Annotated in this window: 20 protein-coding genes and 1 pseudogene; 7 read left to right on the top strand and 14 right to left on the bottom strand. The window is 31.1% G+C overall.

Annotated elements, in window-relative coordinates; translation table 11 throughout:
• Nucleotides 1-10: 10 nt before the first annotated feature.
• The 3 genes from ACW5YJ_RS04315 to ACW5YJ_RS04305 form a co-directional block, all read right to left on the bottom strand.
• Entirely contained in the window at nucleotides 11-550 is a 540-nt protein-coding gene (locus tag ACW5YJ_RS04315) for a GNAT family N-acetyltransferase (RefSeq protein ID WP_107551519.1), read from the bottom strand.
• A gap of 303 nt (nucleotides 551-853) precedes the next feature.
• On the bottom strand, nucleotides 854-1672 hold the full coding sequence (locus ACW5YJ_RS04310) for a formate/nitrite transporter family protein (RefSeq protein WP_026113497.1): 819 nt from the start codon (nucleotides 1670-1672) through the stop codon (nucleotides 854-856).
• A 419-nt stretch (nucleotides 1673-2091) separates the two neighbouring features.
• Nucleotides 2092-2793 carry a GntR family transcriptional regulator gene (locus ACW5YJ_RS04305; protein WP_107551518.1) on the bottom strand — a complete coding sequence of 234 codons (702 nt, stop codon included), beginning with the start codon at nucleotides 2791-2793 and terminating at the stop codon, nucleotides 2092-2094.
• Between the two features lie 173 nt (nucleotides 2794-2966).
• On the opposite strand from ACW5YJ_RS04305, the gene ACW5YJ_RS04300 reads away from it, so the two are divergent.
• Both ACW5YJ_RS04300 and ACW5YJ_RS04295 read left to right on the top strand, forming a co-directional pair.
• Nucleotides 2967-4853, top strand: coding sequence for a beta-glucoside-specific PTS transporter subunit IIABC (locus tag ACW5YJ_RS04300; RefSeq protein WP_107551517.1), 1887 nt, complete (start codon nucleotides 2967-2969; stop codon nucleotides 4851-4853).
• Nucleotides 4854-4876: 23 nt separating this feature from the next.
• Nucleotides 4877-6319 carry a 6-phospho-beta-glucosidase gene (locus tag ACW5YJ_RS04295; protein WP_457338527.1) on the top strand — a complete coding sequence of 481 codons (1443 nt, stop codon included), beginning with the start codon at nucleotides 4877-4879 and terminating at the stop codon, nucleotides 6317-6319.
• 54 nt (nucleotides 6320-6373) lie between these two features.
• Here the strand turns inward: ACW5YJ_RS04295 and ACW5YJ_RS04290 are convergent, their stop codons facing one another.
• The 3 genes from ACW5YJ_RS04290 to ACW5YJ_RS04280 form a co-directional block, all read right to left on the bottom strand.
• Nucleotides 6374-6550, bottom strand: coding sequence for a hypothetical protein (locus ACW5YJ_RS04290; RefSeq protein WP_167750725.1), 177 nt, complete (start codon nucleotides 6548-6550; stop codon nucleotides 6374-6376).
• A gap of 88 nt (nucleotides 6551-6638) precedes the next feature.
• Nucleotides 6639-7112 (bottom strand): SRPBCC family protein, encoded by a 474-nt coding sequence (locus tag ACW5YJ_RS04285; protein ID WP_107551515.1) that lies wholly within the window; start codon nucleotides 7110-7112, stop codon nucleotides 6639-6641.
• Complete coding sequence (locus ACW5YJ_RS04280; RefSeq protein WP_017722758.1) at nucleotides 7113-7706, bottom strand: helix-hairpin-helix domain-containing protein; 594 nt, start codon at nucleotides 7704-7706, stop codon at nucleotides 7113-7115. It abuts the gene before it with no gap.
• Nucleotides 7707-7849: 143 nt separating this feature from the next.
• On the opposite strand from ACW5YJ_RS04280, the gene ACW5YJ_RS04275 reads away from it, so the two are divergent.
• Together ACW5YJ_RS04275 and ACW5YJ_RS04270 are read left to right on the top strand one after the other, a co-directional pair.
• A complete protein-coding gene (locus ACW5YJ_RS04275; RefSeq protein WP_107551514.1) occupies nucleotides 7850-8188 on the top strand; it encodes a PadR family transcriptional regulator in 339 nt (112 codons plus the stop codon).
• Complete coding sequence (locus tag ACW5YJ_RS04270) at nucleotides 8178-8957, top strand: hypothetical protein (protein WP_107551513.1); 780 nt, start codon at nucleotides 8178-8180, stop codon at nucleotides 8955-8957. The genes ACW5YJ_RS04275 and ACW5YJ_RS04270 overlap by 11 nt, the downstream gene beginning before the upstream one ends.
• Nucleotides 8958-9122: 165 nt before the next feature.
• Here ACW5YJ_RS04270 and ACW5YJ_RS04265 read toward each other — a convergent pair whose 3' ends face one another.
• The 4 genes and pseudogenes from ACW5YJ_RS04265 to ACW5YJ_RS04250 all read right to left on the bottom strand — a co-directional run bounded on the left by ACW5YJ_RS04265 (nucleotide 9123) and on the right by ACW5YJ_RS04250 (nucleotide 12588).
• Nucleotides 9123-9638, bottom strand: coding sequence for a YceI family protein (locus ACW5YJ_RS04265; protein WP_107551512.1), 516 nt, complete (start codon nucleotides 9636-9638; stop codon nucleotides 9123-9125).
• A 169-nt stretch (nucleotides 9639-9807) separates the two neighbouring features.
• Nucleotides 9808-11352, bottom strand: a complete 1545-nt coding sequence (adcA, locus tag ACW5YJ_RS04260; protein WP_107551511.1) for a zinc ABC transporter substrate-binding lipoprotein AdcA — start codon at nucleotides 11350-11352, stop codon at nucleotides 9808-9810.
• Nucleotides 11353-11575: 223 nt separating this feature from the next.
• A complete protein-coding gene (locus ACW5YJ_RS04255; protein WP_171916280.1) occupies nucleotides 11576-12178 on the bottom strand; it encodes a DsbA family protein in 603 nt (200 codons plus the stop codon).
• 41 nt (nucleotides 12179-12219) lie between these two features.
• A pseudogene (locus ACW5YJ_RS04250) lies at nucleotides 12220-12588 on the bottom strand (cystatin-like fold lipoprotein).
• A 237-nt stretch (nucleotides 12589-12825) separates the two neighbouring features.
• Between ACW5YJ_RS04250 and ACW5YJ_RS04245 the strand changes: the two are divergent.
• Complete coding sequence (locus tag ACW5YJ_RS04245; RefSeq protein ID WP_457338526.1) at nucleotides 12826-14058, top strand: aminoacyltransferase; 1233 nt, start codon at nucleotides 12826-12828, stop codon at nucleotides 14056-14058.
• Between the two features lie 161 nt (nucleotides 14059-14219).
• Here the strand turns inward: ACW5YJ_RS04245 and ACW5YJ_RS04240 are convergent, their stop codons facing one another.
• Together ACW5YJ_RS04240 and ACW5YJ_RS04235 are read right to left on the bottom strand one after the other, a co-directional pair.
• Nucleotides 14220-14555 (bottom strand): ASCH domain-containing protein, encoded by a 336-nt coding sequence (locus ACW5YJ_RS04240; RefSeq protein WP_119613379.1) that lies wholly within the window; start codon nucleotides 14553-14555, stop codon nucleotides 14220-14222.
• A gap of 30 nt (nucleotides 14556-14585) precedes the next feature.
• The gene (locus ACW5YJ_RS04235; protein WP_457338525.1) at nucleotides 14586-16031 is read right to left on the bottom strand and encodes an MDR family MFS transporter; all 1446 of its coding nucleotides are present in this window, start codon (nucleotides 16029-16031) and stop codon (nucleotides 14586-14588) included.
• A 221-nt stretch (nucleotides 16032-16252) separates the two neighbouring features.
• Between ACW5YJ_RS04235 and ACW5YJ_RS04230 the strand changes: the two genes are divergently transcribed.
• Nucleotides 16253-16357 (top strand): putative metal homeostasis protein, encoded by a 105-nt coding sequence (locus ACW5YJ_RS04230; protein ID WP_017722768.1) that lies wholly within the window; start codon nucleotides 16253-16255, stop codon nucleotides 16355-16357.
• 212 nt (nucleotides 16358-16569) lie between these two features.
• On the opposite strand, the gene ACW5YJ_RS04225 is transcribed toward ACW5YJ_RS04230, so the two are convergent.
• The gene (locus ACW5YJ_RS04225; protein ID WP_017722769.1) at nucleotides 16570-17256 is read right to left on the bottom strand and encodes a 2,3-diphosphoglycerate-dependent phosphoglycerate mutase; all 687 of its coding nucleotides are present in this window, start codon (nucleotides 17254-17256) and stop codon (nucleotides 16570-16572) included.
• Between the two features lie 371 nt (nucleotides 17257-17627).
• Here ACW5YJ_RS04225 and ACW5YJ_RS04220 point away from each other — a divergent pair, with 371 nt between their 5' ends.
• A complete protein-coding gene (locus ACW5YJ_RS04220; protein ID WP_107551508.1) occupies nucleotides 17628-18005 on the top strand; it encodes an aggregation-promoting factor C-terminal-like domain-containing protein in 378 nt (125 codons plus the stop codon).
• 455 nt (nucleotides 18006-18460) lie between these two features.
• Here the strand turns inward: ACW5YJ_RS04220 and ACW5YJ_RS04215 are convergent, their stop codons facing one another.
• Nucleotides 18461-19330 (bottom strand): cation diffusion facilitator family transporter, encoded by an 870-nt coding sequence (locus tag ACW5YJ_RS04215; RefSeq protein ID WP_017722771.1) that lies wholly within the window; start codon nucleotides 19328-19330, stop codon nucleotides 18461-18463.
• Nucleotides 19331-19522: the final 192 nt, after the last annotated feature.

Here is a 19522-nt window from a genome sequence, read left to right as displayed (position 1 = left end):
TTCTTATTAATTAATGAAAAGGTGGCATACCTAAAACTTCTTCATCAAATCTTTCAGGTATTAACACTTTACGCATGATTACTCCTAAATCACCATCATCGCTTTCATGCTCCGCGTATACTTCATAACCACGTTTTTTATAAATATCTAATAACCATGGATGTTTACGTGCAGAGGTACCTAAAGTTACTGCAGGTGCTTTAAGTGTATCTCGTAAGAATGTTTCTTCGACATAATTTAAAAGTTTACTACCATAACCTTTCCCATCATAAGAGGGTTTTGTAGCAAACCACCAAACGAATGGATAATGAGAAATACGACGTTTACCTTCCCAAGGATAACGAACCGTAATTGTTGAAATAATTTCCGACTTATTTTCCAATACAAATGTCGTACTTGTAATGATATTTTTTTTGACCAAATCTACATTGGCATTAACAGATGGCCAATCAATACCTAACTCTCTTAACGGTGTAAATGCTTCATACATTAGCTCTTGTATTACTTCCGCATCGGATTCTACCGCAACTCTTATATTATAATCAGACATGTCGTCACTCCTATCTATTGTTCGCACATTTATCCACTAAAATATTCCTATAATAATAAACAATTTTGCAATCATATCAATACAATATGGCTTCTTAATAATTGAGTCAATCGATACGTTTTATAAACTTAAATTAAATAAAAAGCAGTGAGACAATCATCTATTCCTAATGAATAAACTTTCGTTACCTCACTGCTCGAGAGATGCTCAGTATTTAAATAACTTAATTTGCTTGCTAAGATTCAACATAAACTTTGAAATATCATAATTAAAATCACAACTAGTATTTTTGTTAAAGATAAATTAATTGCTCAAACTATCTCTTCTACCATTTAAATATGCATATACAAGCCCAACAAAAATACCACCACCAATATAGTTACCAATAAATGCGAACACAATATTTTTCAATACGTGTAACCACGCCACGGCGTCAAAATCATAAAAAACCATACCTGAGTACAATCCAGCATTAAATACAACATGTTCATAGCCCATAAATACAAAAACAACTACCCCACAAGCAATAAAGAATGCTCTAGATAAACCATCCTTAAATTGAATTGATACGTAAATACCAATATTAATAAAGAAATTACAAAAAATAGCTTTCGCTAAAATAGCGTACCACGTCGCATCAACTGTTTTTCCATTAACCATTTCAGTTAAACTGTGAACCATTTCTGTTGTCATAATAGGTGTGAATTTCATTAATCCAAATAGTATAAAACCACCTATAATGTTAAAGAAGAAACAGACAAGCATAATTCCAAATGCTTTATTCATCCCAATAATTTTATAATACCAACCGACAGTTAAATACATAAAATTACTCGTTAATAATTCAGAATGTGTTAATACAATTAAGACTAATGCTAAACTAAAAGAAATTGCCCCCATTAAATTAACTAAACCTTCATTTGTTCCAGCAAACTGCGTCTTGATAGCTAGCATAAATACTGTAACAATAGCTAACAAAAATCCTGACATAACAGATTTAAGTGCATAACGCCCTGGTGTCTGGTTAAACATAACTTCTTTCATTTGTACTTGGTTGTTTATGTTTTCAATAGTTTCATTCGACATATATGTATCTTTTATAGACTTGTTATTATCTATCATTGACATTTAAGCACCTCTTGTAATTCATTTTTTAACACTTTTCTATACTAATAACCATATTATATTGGTTTCACTTAGTATTTAATAGTGTATTCAGCAATTTTTTATAAATTTAATTTATTGTGATTTTGCAAAATTATCGTGAACTTCATGAGTATAAAAACAAACATAGGTTTATAGTTAAGGTTATTACTTGGAACATACAAATTTCAGTGTCGATACATATTCTCAGTTTATTAGTCACAAAAAATATGCCTGTGTCTAGTCAATATATTGTAAACAGGATCGATAGCAATGCTACACTCGCTAGAAAATTATGTCTTAACTTTTAAAGACGTCATTAATCAATTATAAAAACGCTTGTGCTACATGCTTATGACTTATTTAATACATTGAGTACAGCTCATAACACAAGCATTTTATTTTTGCGAAGGTATATAAAAATAGGCATTTTGATAATGGTAATGTAAATGAGAACAATCAAATGGAATCCCTGTCGTTGTATAAAATACTTGTTCATAATTTAAACAAGGATCTCCTTCTACTAACTCCAACTTCTCTGCATCCCACGCATTTAATTTGTCTACGGTAAAATAAATATCCGAAAAACCGATTTTAACTTTTAAATGTTGCTCTAAATAATTAAAAATAGAATGTTCTGCAATCGACTCATTTAAAAATAATACGATATCTTTATTAAAATATGATTTTTCATAACAAAGAATATCGCCATTTACGTATACGATACGCTCTAGTAAATAAACTGACACCTCACCTTTTAGTTTTAATTTTTGTTGAACACTTTCAGGTGGGATCACTTCTTCTACTTTCAAGACTTTATTAGTCACTTCAAGACCTACAATCTCATCACTAAATCCTCCAGTAGAGAATAGATTTAGGTAGCCTTCTCTTTGTTTATTACGTACATAAATGCCGCTACCCCGAGCTTGATATATAAATCCTCTTTTCTCAAGTACTTCTAAAGCTTTAATTACTGTACTTTTACTCACTTGGTATTGCTCTTTTAAAGTTTCAACACTTGGTAATTTATCCCCTGCTTGAAAATGCCCTTCTTCTATAAATATATTAATCTTTTGCGCAATCTGTTCATACTTGAGCATATATTTACTCCTTTAAATTATAAATTCAACTCATTATAACATGTACACGACATAAATAAACTGAACCGCATTTTTGTAAGGGTCTTTACAAATTGTACCGGTATAATTATAATGAGGTTTAAATGAAACGCTTACATTTTTATTTATGTGCGTATATTAAGGAGTTGAAGCATGTGGCTGATAAAAACGAGATACTGGCACAACATATTTTAGATGCAGTTGGCGGTGAAGAAAATATTGTCAATAGTACACATTGTGCTACGAGATTACGTTTAGTATTAAAAAGATCAATCCCTGATGCTAAACAAAAGGTGTCAGAAATCGAGGGTGTTGTAACAGTTGTAGAAAATAACGGACAATTCCAAGTCGTTATTGGTAATAATGTTGGTGAAGTATTTAAATCTTTTGAAGAATTAACTGGTGAACGTCAAAATGATAACAATGATCATTCTGGTAACAAAGGTTCTATACTCAATAGAGTCATTGCAACTATGTCTGCAGTATTTGCTCCATTCATTTATATTTTAGCTGCAGCAGGTATTTTACAAGGTTTATTAATTGTCATAAATCTTATTATTCCGTCGTTTAAAGACACAGGGACTTATGAAGTATTTAACTTTATGTCCTGGGCGCCTTTCACTTTTTTACCAATATTTATTGCTATGACAGCTGCTAGACATTTCAATGTCAACGTCTATATCGCTGTCGCTTGTACTGCTGCACTTGTTAGTCCTGATTTAACTAACATAATCGAAAGGATACAGGATGGAGAAGCAATCAAACTGTTCGGTATCCCATTAACAGAAACAAGTTATACGTCTTCAGTTTTACCACCACTATTCTTAGTATGGATACTATCTTACGTTGAAAAATATTTAAATAAATGGATTCATGATGTTGTTAAACCTTTATTCACACCATTTTTAAGTATTGTCATCATGGTACCAATTACATTATTAGTTATAGGTCCTATCACAACAATTGCTGCACATGGTATTGCAGGAGGATTTAATTACCTTGTAGACATCGCGCCCTGGTTAGCAGGTGCCCTTATTGGTGGTTTATGGCAAGTGTTTGTCATTTTCGGAGTACATTGGGGTATTACACCTATGGTGCTAGCTAACTTTGAACAACATCAAAGTGACGCATTCCAAGCTTTCCAAACCATTGCTGTAATTTCACAAATCGGTGCTGTTATAGGAGTATTAATTAAAGCGAAGCGTACAGAAATTAAGCGTGTAGCTTCATCTGCAGGTATTACAGGCATATTTGGTATTACCGAACCATCAATGTATGGGATTAACTTACGCTTCAAAAAGCCATTTATTATCGCTTGTATAAGTGGTGCAATTGGTGCTTTTATCGCTAGTTTCTTTAACCCTAAATACTATGCATACGCTGGTTTGCCAGGACCTATTACAATCGTAAACGGTTATAGTGCTGATAACCCTTCATCAATTTGGGGAATTATAATCGGATCAATAGTTGCCATACTCTTACCGATTATTTTAATTCAATTTTTAGGATATGGGGAGGATACAACTGAAGAGGTTGATAATAAAACATCCTCAACAACGAATGTTCAAAATACAGACACTCCTTTAGAAACAATTGCCTATGCACCTATTAATGGGCAAGTCGTGCCGCTTTCAAAGGTCAATGATCCTATATTTGCTGAAGGCATGATGGGACACGGTATAGCTATTAAACCTGAAGGTCAAATAGTCCATGCGCCTTTTGATGGTGTTGTGAGTATGGTTGCAGTCAGTAAACATGCTATAGGAATTACTTCTTCAACAGGAGTAGAACTATTGATTCATGTTGGTTTGGACACTGTTCAATTGAACGGAGAAGGATTCAACATTTTAATTAATGAAAACGACTCAGTACAACAAGGTCAACAGATATTGAAATTTGATAAATCCTTACTTGATTCAAAAAATTATGACAGCATTATCCCTGTCATTATAACTAATTCCGCTGAATTTAGTGAGACTATAGCAACAAAAGAATCAAACATAACAACAAACGATGGATTACTCACTATCATTAACAAATAATAATTTACTAGGAGGCAATTAAAATGACAAAATTACCAAAAGAATTTTTATGGGGTGGCGCTCTCGCTGCCAATCAATTTGAAGGCGGCTATGATCAAGACGGTAAAGGGCTAAGTGTCATAGATGTTATGACCGGTGGCGCTCATGGTAAAGCACGTGAAATCACTCAAGATGTAGAACCTGATAAATATTATCCAAATCATATTGGTATCGACTTCTATAATCGCTACAAAGAAGATATTGCTTTATTTAATGAAATGGGATTGAAGTGCTTACGTACTTCAATCGCTTGGTCACGTATTTTCCCAAACGGTGATGAAACTGAACCAAATGAAGCAGGTTTAAAATTTTATGATGATCTATTTGATGAATTGTTAAAATATGATATTGAACCGGTCATCACATTATCTCACTTCGAAATGCCCTTACACCTAGCACGTGAATATGGTGGTTTTAGAAATAGAAAAGTAGCAGATTTCTTTGCACATTTTGCAGAAACAGTGTTCACACGTTATAAAGATAAAGTTAAGTATTGGATGACATTCAATGAGATTAATAATCAAATGGATACAGACAACCCTATTTTCTTATGGACAAATTCAGGAGTAATTGTTGAGGAAGATGAAAATCCTGAAGAAGTTTTATATCAAGTTGCCCATAATGAGCTTATCGCTAGCGCAAAAGCAGTTAAAATTGGTAAAGAAATCAATCCAAATTTTGAAATTGGTTTAATGATTTCGCATGTCGCAATATATCCTTATTCTTCAAATCCTGAAGATATGATGGAAGCAGTTAAAGCAAACCGCCTACGCTTTTTCTTCCCTGATGTACAAGTACGTGGTTATTATCCTAGTTACGCAAACAAAATGCTTGCACGTAAAGGTTACGATATAGGTTGGCAAGATGGTGATGAACAAATTTTAAATCAAGGTACTGTAGATTATATTGGCTTTAGTTACTACATGAGCACAGTCGTTAAACACGACGCCGAAGCATATACTGGTGAAAATGTTACCAACGGTGGTTTAGCTAATTCGGTAGATAACCCTTATATTCAACAAAGTGATTGGGGTTGGGCAATTGACCCTACAGGTCTACGCTACACGTTGAATATATTATATGACCGCTATCAAATTCCATTATTTATAGTTGAGAACGGTTTCGGCGCAGTAGATGAGATAAATCGTAATGGCGAAATTAACGATTCATATCGTATTGAATATTTAAAAGCGCATATTGATGCTGCTATTGCTGCTGTTGATGAGGATGGCGTTGACCTTATAGGCTATACACCTTGGGGAATTATAGATATTATTTCATTTACTACAGGTGAAATGAAGAAACGCTATGGCTTAATATACGTAGACAGAGATAATAAAGGTAATGGTACATTAGAAAGAAAGAAAAAAGCATCCTTTGATTGGTATCGTAAAGTTATTAAATCAAATGGTGAATTGCTAGATTAAATATATACACAATAAGAAGGACCGAAGCATAAATATATGTCTCGGCCCTTCTTATTATTGTTTAAACTTACTTAATATGTGTAATCCATAGGCAAAAATACTATATCCAACTAATGTTCGTAATACCCATTTCAATGTATGATTGGGGATTAATTTTTCAGTTGCTATGATAGCTGGTATAAAAGTACTAAAAGAATATAATCCAAGTACTTTAATATATCGTTTTTTCATTAGACACACCTCTTTTCACTCCTTATTATATCTAAAAGAGCGGTGTCCTAACTGCTACATTTTTAACATTTCTTTGACTTTTATATTTTCATTTATTTTCAATTAATTTTGCCAAGTTGTCAAAAGTACTATTCATACCTTCTTCAACACCCATATCCAATAACTGTTGCGCTGCTTTAGGGTCTGGTAATTCAGCTGTAGATTGAATCGTTGTAGTGCCGTCATCATTTTCTGTTAAATGAATGATATTATGCATACCTGCCATCTTTTCATCTATATTTCCATCTTTATCAGCAAAATAATCATTATAGTCAATTTTTTGGGGTTCAACAACGACATTATACTGTGTCACTGTATAACTTGTACCTTGAGCTGCACGAATTGCAAAAAATGCGCCACCTCCCGTTTGTACATCAAATTTATATACTTCTGTGGTAGCGTCTTGAGGGTGAAACCATTTTTCAAACAACGATTGATCCGTATAAGCGTTAAATATTTGTTGGGCTGTTGCTTTAAAGTCTCGCGTAAAAATGATTTTATTTTCGTTTATTTGAATACTCATTTAAGATTCTCCTTCATTCATAATGATATATGACGTGATAGCTTTAACTTTAGCATCTTTGCTGTGACTTTCAAATTTAAAAATATCTGTAAAATATACTATTGAGCCATCTTGCGCTATTTGAGTTCCATGTATCGCGCCAACTTTTCCATGGGAAATATTATCCTTTACTTCAAGAGAGGCAATATTAATTTTATGGTCTTCAAGTTCTTTATAAAAGTCATCAAATCCTTCTAACTTAAAGCTACCTGGAACTTCCCATACAAAGTCATTAGTAACTATGTTTGATAGTTTCTTTTTATCAACTGTTGCTGAAGCGATTAAAAATATTAACATTGTCCTTCTTTTTGGCGCATTATCACAAGACAAATCACCTGTTAATTCAAATGGAACTTCAAAGTTCATTTCATTTTTAAAATTCAAATCATTCGCTTTTAATGCTTCTTCAAGAAGTTCAATCGCTTTAGGTCCTACTCCATGAATGCCTAGCAGTTCAGTACGCTCGTATTTAGATACCGCTTCTAATGACTTCACCCCTATATTATGCAAAGCATTAGTTGCTGGTTTACCTATCTTTGGTAAATCTGTGGACATCCCATCCACCTCCTCTTTTATGCTTATTATACCCAAGTTAGTAACAATTAATTTCCACTTCAACTATCTTATTATAAAAGATAGTTGACAAACCTAAATTCCTTTACTATCTTATATAGTAAGATAGTGAGAAGAGGGATGTCATGTCAGTTTCAAATCAAATGATGAAAGGATTGTTAGATGGTGCAATTTTAGGTCTTATTGCTCAAGGAGAAACTTACGGTTATGAAATTTTAGACAAATTAAAATCTCAGCAATTTCCTGAAATTAGTGATGGTAGTATTTATCCCGTATTATTAAGATTAAGTAAAAAAGGATATGTAACTTCTATTTCAAAAAAATCAGATACAGGTGGTCCAAAACGTAAATACTATAGTATTACAACAGAAGGCAAAGAAGAATTAGCTAATTTTATTTATAAATGGAATTATTTAAATAATGGTATGAACAATTTAATGAGGAGTGTTTATGATGTTGAGTAAAAAAGCAGAAAATTTCTTATTAAAGTTAAGAATCGAATTATTATTTCGTGGGAAAAATGAAGATGAGGTAAATACAATTGAAGAAGAATTACGGGACCATATTACAATTGCTGAAGAAAACAATGAAAATATCGACTCTCTATTAAACACACCTATCAAGTCTTACGCAGACAAATTCTCAACACATTTAAATATGACACAAGGTTTGTTCAAATATATTTTATATTTCATATCCTTCATGTTTATTATGACGACAATTCCTAGAATGTTAGATACTTCTTTTCAGTTAACGTTTGCTTTCATTTGTTATTTCCTCTTTATTTTTTTGGGGTCATTTATCTTTATTTTATACTTTGCCAAAAAAATAATTATGCGCTGGGGAGACAGTAAAATAACTTATACTATTATTGGAATTTCATCTGCAGCTATTTTTGGTATATATATTTTAAGTGAATACTTATTACGTAACTACCCACTTTATATAATTTGGTCACCTAATCAAACAACTAATTTCACACTAGGATTAGTACTCTTATTATTAACAATGTTGTCTTGCTTTATTTTAAAACAAAAATTTTATGCTGGTCTTATTCTATTGTTATGCATACCCGATCTGGTTGGTACAGTATTTACAGGTGGTGACTTTACGAACAAAAACTATGTAATTATTTCTTCAATTGTCTTACTGATTATATCTTGGAGTTTTATCATTTATACAATTATCAAATATTATCGTGAAAAAAAGTTAAATGACCCAAGTCAATCATAAGTATGAGTGAGAGAATATAAGTTCGAACTATCGCGAAGGCAAGCATGCACAGCCATAATCTTGAGATATTTATATAAAAAGGACTAATCCGGATTAAAAAACGGATTAGTCCTTTTTTGAGAATAAGCATTATTATGACTCATTCTACTATATTTAAAAACTGTATTAGTCTTCTAAAGCAAATTCTAAACTTACTTGGAATAATACATCCTTACCAATCATAACGCCACCTGTTTCAAGCGCTTGGTTAAATGTAATTCCGTATTTTTCACGATTAATTTTACCATTAACGATAAATCCAGCTGTTGTAGCACCATTTAATGGATTTTTACTTTGGCCTTCATATGATAAATCAAAAGTTTCTTCATTTGTTACACCTTTAATTGTTACATTACCTGTAACAGATGAATCATCCGCTTTTATTAATTCAAATTTAATTTCAGGATGATTTTCAACATCTAAGAAATCTCCACTACGTAAATGACCGTCACGATCTTCTACACGTGTATCAATTGAATTAGCATTGATAGTAAAATTACCTGATAATGAACTTAAATCATTTAAGTCACCATCTAAATTTGCATCAAATTCTGTAAATCTACCTTTAATATTAGATATCATTAAATGTTTAACCGAAAATTCAACTACTGAATGCGCTGGGTCAAAATTAAATTTTGTCATTATAAATATACCTCCAAAGTATTTAACTTTTATCGATATACTAATTATATCAAATATACAATATATATCAACAAAAAAGCTTATTTTCTTTGTTACTTTAAATTTTATTCCCTTTAAATAGAAATTCATGCATTCAAAATATAAAATTTAAATGTAGGTATGATGATTTTTAGTGTGCTAACATCTCTTCTTTAATTTCATTTTTCGTTAATTCTTCAGGGTAATAAGTTGGCCAATTATCTAGTTCTTTCAACACTTTGTCTTTATCGTTACCTGTAAAAATATGGAAGTGTCCTGTCTTCTTAGGAGCTATATTATGATCGCTAAACTGAACATATTTGGGTAATTCTTTATTATCCTCTACTAATTTATATGTGTATCTAACGCCTCTATTACCTTTTTCATATTTTAAAATATCTTTACCCTCGTAACTATATTTTCCAGTTATATCTTTACCATTTTTGTTAAATGTAATTGTATCATCAGTAATTTTTATCTTATCTACGTCTGTTTTATACCCTTTATCATAGTAATCTTTATATTCTTTAGCAGTCATAGAATCATCATCTTCAGCTTTATGTTTCATCACTTCGTCTAAAGTGCCATCTTTAAGATAAGGATAAACTGATTGCCAATCTCCTTTATAATCAGATAATGCTCTATCTTTAACTTGTTTATCTTTAAAATAACCATCAGAAATAGCCTTATCATGTTTCGATTCATGCTTATCATCATCACTATGGATATTGTCACTTAATGCTTTATCAATATTTTTAATATTTTCTTTCATTAATTTTTGATAAGTTAAATTTTCATCTTTTTGTTGTTCTTTATTCAATGATTCCATATTATAGAATTTTAACGGTTTCGCTGATGTTTCTTTTCTTATTGTATCTGTCACTTTATTAGATACATTGTCTTCGTATAATATATATTTAGCGCCTGATTCTTTGATTTCTTTGACAATTTTAGTAAGTGCTTTTTGTGATGGGTCTTCTGCATTCATATTCTGAACTCCTTTTTGAACAAAACCATATCTATCAGCTAGATAACCAATAGATTCATGTGAAATAAATACAGTATTTCCCTGCTTCTTACTACTAGTTTCTTTCAACTTCTCATCAATGTTTTTTAATTCGTCATTTAATTTTTTGTAATTTTTTTCATAATATTTCTTATTATCAGGATCTTTTTTAATCAATTCATCTTTAATTGCTTTTGCAAAAACTTGATCATATTTAGGATCTAACCAAACATGTGGATCGTATCCGCCATGATGATGGTGTTCACCCTGTTCGTGTTCATGCTCCTCTTCATGTTCAGCTTCACCGTGACTATGTTGGTCAGTGAGCAATTGTGATTTGTCTAATTTATTTTCTAAAGATAATTTCTTGTCATCTTTTTTAATTGTAGCTGCAACTTTTTTGGCAACAGGATCTAAATTATCGCCAGTATACACGAATAAATCCGCTTTTGAAGCATTTATAATATCTTTTTGCGTTGGTTCATAACTATGTAAATCTGTACCTGCTGGATAAATAGACTCCACTTCTACATGTTTGCCACCAATCTCTTCTGCAAATGATTTTAAAGGAAATACAGTCGTATTAACTTTTATTTTTTCATTTCCCTTATCAGAATCAGCTTTGCCACACCCTGCTAACACCATTACTAAAGCTATAATGCTAAACAGGATATATGTATATTTTTTCATTTCTAAACCCCCCAAATAGTAATTGTTACGATTTATTATTATAAGCTTCTTCTTTCTAAAGTGCAATAGCAAATAGAGAATTAATCGTAACTTTTACGATTAAAATTATATTATAAAAAAAGCGACATAACACCAACTTATATATCCTAATAAGTCAGGTTATGCCACTCCATTAAAAAAATTTATTATAATGATTCTCTGTATACTTTATATACAATTATGTTTATTTATCTAATATTTTTTTATAATTTTTAAATTTATAAGGATCTTCTAATTTTTCACCGCCGACATATACAGTTGGTGCTGTCTTAACATGTTTTTCTTTAGCTTGCTGTTGATCTTTCTTTGCAGCTTTCCAAGATTTACTATCTGTCGTCGTATATTCCTTTTTAATTTTATCTTTCACATCTTTGTTTATCGCTAATTTATCTATTTGCTTATCTACTAATGATTTATTAATCCATTCCTTTTCAGAGTCTGGCTGCTGCTCAAACATTAACTTTTGAAACGTTAAATATTTATCAGGTGCAAAGCGCTTAACTGCGTGACCGGCTCTTGAACCTATGATAGAGTCATCACCTAAAAATGCCATATTTACAAATTGATAATCTATCTTGTCTTTATCGATATATTCTTTTTTTAATTTAGGCATTACATTAGTTTCTACCTTTTTACAATATGGACATTTGAAATCACCATATTCGATTATTTTAATTTTGCCATTTTCATCCATTTTATCATCTTTATGTACATGTTGATTACTTGAACATGCTGTGACTAATATCATAATAGCTACTAATCCTATACATAACCATAACTTTTTCATATTCCTATTAGTACACCTCTAACTCGTTATTTTATTTTTTGTTATTCTTCCAGATTCATATTTTCTTCTTTATAGTCTGGTTCATGTTTATGCAAATAACCTTTAGAATTAAAATCTTTTATATATTTGGCTTTTCCATCTTTAAACTTATAAGTATAATAATGAACTTCCTCGTCATTTTTTAATGGTTTATAAGCAATTGTAACGTGTTTTCCTTTTTCATTAACGTAGATATTAGCATCTTTTTTATCGAATTTACGCTCTACATCCCCTTTATGTTGTTTAGCAAGGTTACTTTGGTAGTGCTGTTGCTTATTTACTGCCTTATCTATTTTATCAGCTTATTTCCCACTGCTACAACCAGCAAGTCCCAGTCCAAATATTGCAAGTAAAATCAATAACTTCTTCATAGTATAAAACTCACTCCTAAAACATATCTATCTCAAGTAGATACTTTAATATACATTATCACCGTAAATATTATCATACACCGAATATATAAAATATACTATATCAATCTGTAAGCAAATACATGATTTCACACCACAAAAGCGTGGCAAAACTTATGTTTTATAACAATGTTTTGATATAATAAAAATATTGCGCAACTTATTATTATAAAGTTGTCATTTAAGGAGGCAAAAATAATGTTATTCCTGGAAATTACTCCTGGAGAGTTCGAAAAATTCACACAAAAACATTTCTCACATTATACCCAAACACATATAAATTATAAAGCTCATTATCAAGCTCATTTATTAGGTGTTAAAAATGATGATGGCGTAGTCATTGCTGCAGGTATGTTTACAGAAGCGCGAACACTCAAATTTTTAAAATATTTTTATAGTCAACGAGGTCCTATACTAGATTATTCTGATATTACATTAGTTAACTTTTTCTTTAAATCACTAACCGCTTATTTAAAACAGCATAATTGTCTTTATGTCTTACTTGATCCCTATATCTTAGAAAATTTAAGAAATGCCGATGGTGAAATAATAAAGTCATATGATAATCGAATGTTAATATCTACGTTAGACCAACTAGGGTACCAACATCAAGGCTTTCCTGTAGGTTATTCAAAATCAAGCCAGATTCGTTGGTTATCTGTACTTGATTTAAAAGATAAATCAGAACAACAACTGTTAAAAGAAATGGACTATCAAACACGACGTAACATCAAAAAAACTGAAGAGATGGGAGTTAAAGTTCGTCAATTGCCCATCGATGAAACAGCACGCTTTTTCAAATTATTTCACATGGCTGAAGAAAAACATGGCTTTAACTTTAGAGATCAGCAATATTTTGAACAATTACAAAAAGACTATCAGGGTTATGCCTCTATACAATTAGCATATATTGACTTGAATGAATATAAAGATAGCTTAATTAAAAAGCTAGATTCATTACAATACCAATTGACTGATGTACAAAATGCATTAGTAGAAAGTCCAAATTCTAAAAAGCAAAAAACGAAACAAACACAACTCAGGCAACAAAGCACTAGCACACAGCGTAAAATCGATGATATAGACGCTACCATTGTATCAGATGGTTCAATATTAGACTTAGCTGCTGCTATTTATATCTATAATGATTATGAACTATATTATCTATCTAGTGGTTCAAATCCAACGTACAATGCATATATGGGTGCTTATAAATTACAATGGGAAATGATAAAATTCGCTAAGGCACATGGCATTGATCGCTATAACTTTTATGGTATTACCGGTGATTTTAGTGACACTGCAATTGATTGCGGTGTACAGCAATTCAAAAAAGGATTTAACGCCCACGTTGAAGAATATATCGGTGACTTTGTAAAACCTATCAGACCAGTAATATACAAATTAGGAAAATTAATCGGTAAATTATAACAAGATAATATGAAATAACCAATTCTATAAAAAATACCCATTCATTCTATTAGCTATGTATTGCTTAAAGGTTAGGCTTGAAAGCCAACTTTCAGTTACATACTAAAGTAATGAATGGGTGTTTTGAGTTATATCATTTAGTCTATTTCATATGATTGAAACTATTTGGTTATTAATCGAATTTCAATCGCTAACGCTCCGTAAGCCAACTCATCTGTTTGTGAGTATATCTGATAAATTGATGCTAATTTTTGTGATAGTTGTATATCATTGCTAAAGCCAGTCACTTGATTTGAATAATGATTCAACAGAGCTTGAAACGATGTAAATACTTCGGCTCCAATAACCTCAACTGTTATTTGCTCTGCTGATTTTAAATTTGTAAAAGTAATAAAGTCTCCACTTTGTATTTCCTGTCTTTTAGTATCATTCAGTCTCACTTCAATGGTCTTTGTACCTTCTTTTACTAATTGAAATGGTTCATCATTTAATCTCATCGAATGTTCTATAAGGCTCACGCTCCATTATTATAAATTTTCTTGTTCTAGTTCAATTTTACGTTTACTTTTCAACATAAACACGCTAATTAAGCTAATAAATGAAATAATTACAGCAAACCAAAAGGCTGCATGATATCCACTTAAAAGTGCTTCATGTTGTATTTGCATAGCCATTTCTTTTTTACCCATACCTTTATAATCACTCATATTAGGTGTAAAGTCTTTTGCTACTTGACTCATGATCGTAATCAAACCTGCTGTCCCTATTGAAGCAGATATTTGTTGCACTGTATTAGTCATAGATGAGCCATGGGCGTTCATATCACGAGATAATTGGTTCATTGTATGTGTCATTAATGGCATTAATCCAAGTGCAATACCAATCATACGAATCGCATAAACAGTTGCTAGTACTGCTGCAGAAGTATTTTCATCCATTATAACAAAGTATGATGTTGTAATTACTACGATAAGCATACCGATAAATGCTAATATTTTCGCGCCATACTTTTCATATAAAAAACCTGAAGCTACAGACATAATCCCCATTACGATTGCACCAGGTAATAATATCAACCCTGATTGAAGTGCTGAATCATTCATTATATTTTGGACAAACATAGGCAGTACAGTCTCAGATCCTATCATTGATATCATTGTAAATGCCATAATAACAATACCTACTGCAAATTGACTATTTTTAAATACTGAAAAATCAAGTAATGGTGTTTCTAGTCTTGTTTGACGGAAAATAAAAATCGCAACAAGAATTATACCTCCTATTACTGACGTTAAAACAATAGGATCACTCCACCCGTCGCGTGAAATTGAACTTGTGCCGTATAGAAGTCCACCAAATCCTAATACTGATAATGAAATAGATATTATATCAATTGGTGCTTTCCTATTTGTTCCTACATTTTTTACAAACTTAAATGCACCTATAAACGTCAACGCTGCAATTGGAGCAACTACATGGAATAATGAACGCCAATCAAAATATTCCACAAGATATCCTGATAAAGTTGGACCAATTGCTGGAGCCAAACCAATCACTAGACCAAAAGTCCCCATATATTTACCACGTTCATGTGGTTCAAATATATCTAATATAGTTGTCATCATTAAAGGCATCATGATACCTGAACCAAGTGCTTGAACAATCCTTGCACTTAATAAAACTGTAAAATTCGGACTAAAGCCCGCAATAATTGTACCAATAAAGAATATTGAAATTGCTGTTAAAAATACTTGTCTTGTCGAAAAGCGTTGTATCACCATTGCTGATAATGGTATAACGACACCATTAGTTAACAAGAACGCTGTAGTTAACCATTGTACTTGCGTATAATCTATATTAAAGTCTTTCATTATACTTGGTAATGCTGTGGTCAACAATGTTTCATTTAAAAGTCCAAAGAAACCCCCAAACAACATCATCAATATCATCATTATTTTAGTTTTTTGAGTCATTTTTATCTCCTACATTTTCTTATAGTTTAGCTTTTGAGAAATTAGCCACATTGGTGCATTATACATATATTTTTAAAATATAACATTAAAAATACTCAAAAATATTGTAATTTTTACATATCGTTAATAAAAGTGATAGTTTTTATATAAATCGTAATAATTCCTATTTACAAAACTGTATATTTCGTCCATAATTACTTTTGTGAAGGAGGTCATAACTTATGAAATTAGATTTACAAACAGCACGTCGTAACTTGAATAGCCCAAATATTAAAACAAGAAAACGTGCACGTAAGATTATTCAACAACATAAGCGTAATAAATAATCCATCAAGTCCTTATTTATTATAGATCATTAATTTGGTAGTGATCCCCCTAATCTTAAAACGGCAGTTATAAAAAGATTTGATAAGCCCAATCTCAAATCTTAAATAATAACTAAACAATCAAATACACAAGTGTTAATACACATAAAAAAGTCCGAGACATGAAATCAATGCCTCGGACTTTTTTACATAAACTTTATTTATTATTTTCACTATAAATAATACTTATCTATTACTTGTAAATCATCTGTCAATTCATATATTAATGGGGCACCTGTTTTTATTTCATAGCTAATAATATCTTCATCAGATACATTTTCCAAATATTTAATAAGTGCACGTAACGAATTACCATGTGCAGAAACGAGCACAGTTTTACCATCTAAAAGTTGTTGTGAGATTTGATCATTCCAATATGGTATTACTCTTATTAATGTATCTTTCAAACTTTCTGATTCAGGCATAACTCTTCTATCTAAATGTTCGTATTTTCTATCATTTAAATAACCTTTTCTTTGTTCTTCACCTTGTTTAGGTGGCGCAACGTCATAAGAGCGTCTCCAAATATGCACTTGTTCTTCGCCAAATTTTTCACGTGCGTCGTCTTTATTCAGACCCTGCAAATCACCATAATGTCTCTCATTTAGCCTCCAAGATTTTATAACTGGGATGAACAATTGATCCGATTCATTTAACAGGTGAAACGTAGTTTTAATTGCTCTTTTTAGTAAAGAAGTATATACAATATCAATTTCGATACCTTGTTTTTTTAATTTTTTACCGGAAGTAATGGCTTCGTTTTTACCTTGGTCAGATAAATCTACATCTGCCCATCCCGTAAATAAATTTTCAGCATTCCAAACGCTTTGTCCATGTCTACATAAAATTAATTTTGGCATATTATTCCTTCTTTCATTAAATAAAATATAATTTTTCTGTTTTTTACAGAAATGTTACAACAAAAATAAATTATGAAATATATCATAAATGCTTTCATAAAAGCATTTACGTATTTATCTTGATTCTATATATATTAAAATTATAACAATTTACACACATTTTTGAAATAAATGTCTTCTTTTATTCACAAAAGATACTTTATTTTTATTTCACTGTAACCTACACGCTTTTTTATAGTGTTATAGTTGTAAACGTTGAATTAAGAAATTAAGAATGTGCAAGTAAATACCACACATAACTGGAAGAAATATATAAACCTGTATAGTTCATTTTCAGACACAGGTAAAATCAATTAGGAGGATTTTTAACAATGAAAAAATTATTATTAGCATCTTTCGCATCGATTACAATTGCAGCAACTGGATTTGGCGTAAGCTCAAATGTTTCAACAGCAGAAGCAGCTGAAACACCTGTACAACAAACAACACAATCAACAAATGATGTATACGATCAATTTATTGAAGCGGGTGGTACTAAAGCTTTATGGGACAATATTGTAATGCCAGAATCAAGTGGTAACCCAGATGCTGTAAATGAATTAGGATATAGAGGTTTAGGACAAACTAAAGAATCTTGGGGAACTGGATCAGTTGAAGAGCAAACAAAAGGTATGATTAACTATGCCGAAGAACGTTATGGTTCAGTTGACGCAGCAATTGATTTCCGTGTAGCTAACGGCTGGTGGTAAGTATAATACCTAATTTCTAGGCTTAAATAATATAACCAAAGGTTGGGACATAACCCCAGAAAAATAGCACTCAGATGATTTAATACAATTCATCTGAGTTCTTAGTTTTTATTCAATACTTCGTATTGTTAGCTTACTTTTTTAGGGAGCAGCTTCAGTCTGTAGTCTTCTGCTTGTCCTGTTTCCTCAAGAGTCTCGCCAAAATACGTCGCATTTATATGGAATCTCACATCAAGATACTAAAAAAAACAATGCCCATTTGTATAGTAAAATTACTATACAAATGGGCATTATATAAATTTTAAAACATGGCTCAACTAATATTACCAATTGAAACTTCTATTTTAATTCACTACAACGCGAAATACTTTATTAGCTTTTAGCGTTGTTACTATATACCTATTCAGTTGTATGAGATTAATAAATTATATATTTTTTTACAATAATATCCAGTTTTACTGTATTGAAGCAGGTTCAGGATGCACATACACAGATGATATACCTTTACCATGCATATGTTGTTCTACTTTATCACAAATATGGTGCGCCTCTTCTAATGATAAGTCTGAATCTACAACGATTGTTACATCGACAAAAATACTGCTTCCATGATATCTACCTTTAATAGTATGAACATCAATCACTTCTTCAATGTCTAATACATAATTCTTATATGCTTCTAGCTCCTGTTCATTAAATCCGTCACTTAATGTAAATATAGCCTCTTTGAAAATACCGAAACCTGTATATATAATTAGTAGACCTAAAACCGTTGCTAATAATGTATCAATGATTGGTAAACCAAACTGAGTAAAAACTAAACCTATCGCGGTACCAATACTAACTAAAGCATCTGATAAATTATCTTTTGCCGCTGAATTAAGTGAACTACTATTTGTACGTTTGGCAAGCTTTTGATTAATAATAAAAACGACTAACATAATCACGCCACTGATAACACTGACATAAATCGTAATCGCATTCGGTGTACTGTGTTCATTAGAAAATATATTGGGCAAATTTTCAATTACTACTTGAATACCAACAAACATAATAATGAATGAAACCAATAATGACGAAATATTCTCAGATTTCAAATGACCGTAGGGATGATTCTTATCTGCAGGTTTAATAGAAATTTTCAATCCGATAATAACTGCTAATGAGACAATAATATCTGTCATATTGTTGATACTATCAGCTCTTACTGCCGCCGAATCATAAATATACCCTACTATAAATTTCAAAATAGAAAGTATAATATAGACGATTAAACTCAGATATGCACCTTTTTGTGCAAGTTTTAAATTCTCACTTTGTGTCATGTACTACAGCCACCTTAATTGATATTGGATTATATATTATGACCTATCACAAGCATATTTACAACATTTTTTATTATAAAATTATTTAATATTTTTTAGTTAATTATTTTTTTAGCCATTCCTAAATTACACTGTTAAATTGTGCAAAAATTAAAATAAAAATCTCGAAATCACAAACGCCTCTCAAAATAT

The organism is Staphylococcus sp. mip270_02 (assembly GCF_054031535.1).
This window is presented reverse-complemented; position numbering and strand designations above follow the sequence as displayed.

Coding starts and splice junctions, on each gene's coding strand:
- ACW5YJ_RS04220 (WP_107551508.1), top strand. CDS start 17,628: ATGAAAAAATTATTATTAGCATCTTTCGCATCGATTACAATTGCAGCA.
- ACW5YJ_RS04230 (WP_017722768.1), top strand. CDS start 16,253: ATGAAATTAGATTTACAAACAGCACGTCGTAACTTGAATAGCCCAAAT.
- adcA (WP_107551511.1), bottom strand. CDS start 11,352: ATGAAAAAATATACATATATCCTGTTTAGCATTATAGCTTTAGTAATG.
- ACW5YJ_RS04285 (WP_107551515.1), bottom strand. CDS start 7,112: ATGAGTATTCAAATAAACGAAAATAAAATCATTTTTACGCGAGACTTT.
- ACW5YJ_RS04245 (WP_457338526.1), top strand. CDS start 12,826: ATGTTATTCCTGGAAATTACTCCTGGAGAGTTCGAAAAATTCACACAA.
- ACW5YJ_RS04265 (WP_107551512.1), bottom strand. CDS start 9,638: ATGACAAAATTTAATTTTGACCCAGCGCATTCAGTAGTTGAATTTTCG.
- ACW5YJ_RS04280 (WP_017722758.1), bottom strand. CDS start 7,706: ATGTCCACAGATTTACCAAAGATAGGTAAACCAGCAACTAATGCTTTG.
- ACW5YJ_RS04310 (WP_026113497.1), bottom strand. CDS start 1,672: ATGATAGATAATAACAAGTCTATAAAAGATACATATATGTCGAATGAA.
- ACW5YJ_RS04240 (WP_119613379.1), bottom strand. CDS start 14,555: ATGAGATTAAATGATGAACCATTTCAATTAGTAAAAGAAGGTACAAAG.
- ACW5YJ_RS04255 (WP_171916280.1), bottom strand. CDS start 12,178: ATGAAAAAGTTATGGTTATGTATAGGATTAGTAGCTATTATGATATTA.
- ACW5YJ_RS04290 (WP_167750725.1), bottom strand. CDS start 6,550: ATGAAAAAACGATATATTAAAGTACTTGGATTATATTCTTTTAGTACT.
- ACW5YJ_RS04315 (WP_107551519.1), bottom strand. CDS start 550: ATGTCTGATTATAATATAAGAGTTGCGGTAGAATCCGATGCGGAAGTA.
- ACW5YJ_RS04225 (WP_017722769.1), bottom strand. CDS start 17,256: ATGCCAAAATTAATTTTATGTAGACATGGACAAAGCGTTTGGAATGCT.
- ACW5YJ_RS04275 (WP_107551514.1), top strand. CDS start 7,850: ATGTCAGTTTCAAATCAAATGATGAAAGGATTGTTAGATGGTGCAATT.
- ACW5YJ_RS04305 (WP_107551518.1), bottom strand. CDS start 2,793: ATGCTCAAGTATGAACAGATTGCGCAAAAGATTAATATATTTATAGAA.
- ACW5YJ_RS04235 (WP_457338525.1), bottom strand. CDS start 16,031: ATGACTCAAAAAACTAAAATAATGATGATATTGATGATGTTGTTTGGG.
- ACW5YJ_RS04215 (WP_017722771.1), bottom strand. CDS start 19,330: ATGACACAAAGTGAGAATTTAAAACTTGCACAAAAAGGTGCATATCTG.
- ACW5YJ_RS04295 (WP_457338527.1), top strand. CDS start 4,877: ATGACAAAATTACCAAAAGAATTTTTATGGGGTGGCGCTCTCGCTGCC.
- ACW5YJ_RS04270 (WP_107551513.1), top strand. CDS start 8,178: ATGTTGAGTAAAAAAGCAGAAAATTTCTTATTAAAGTTAAGAATCGAA.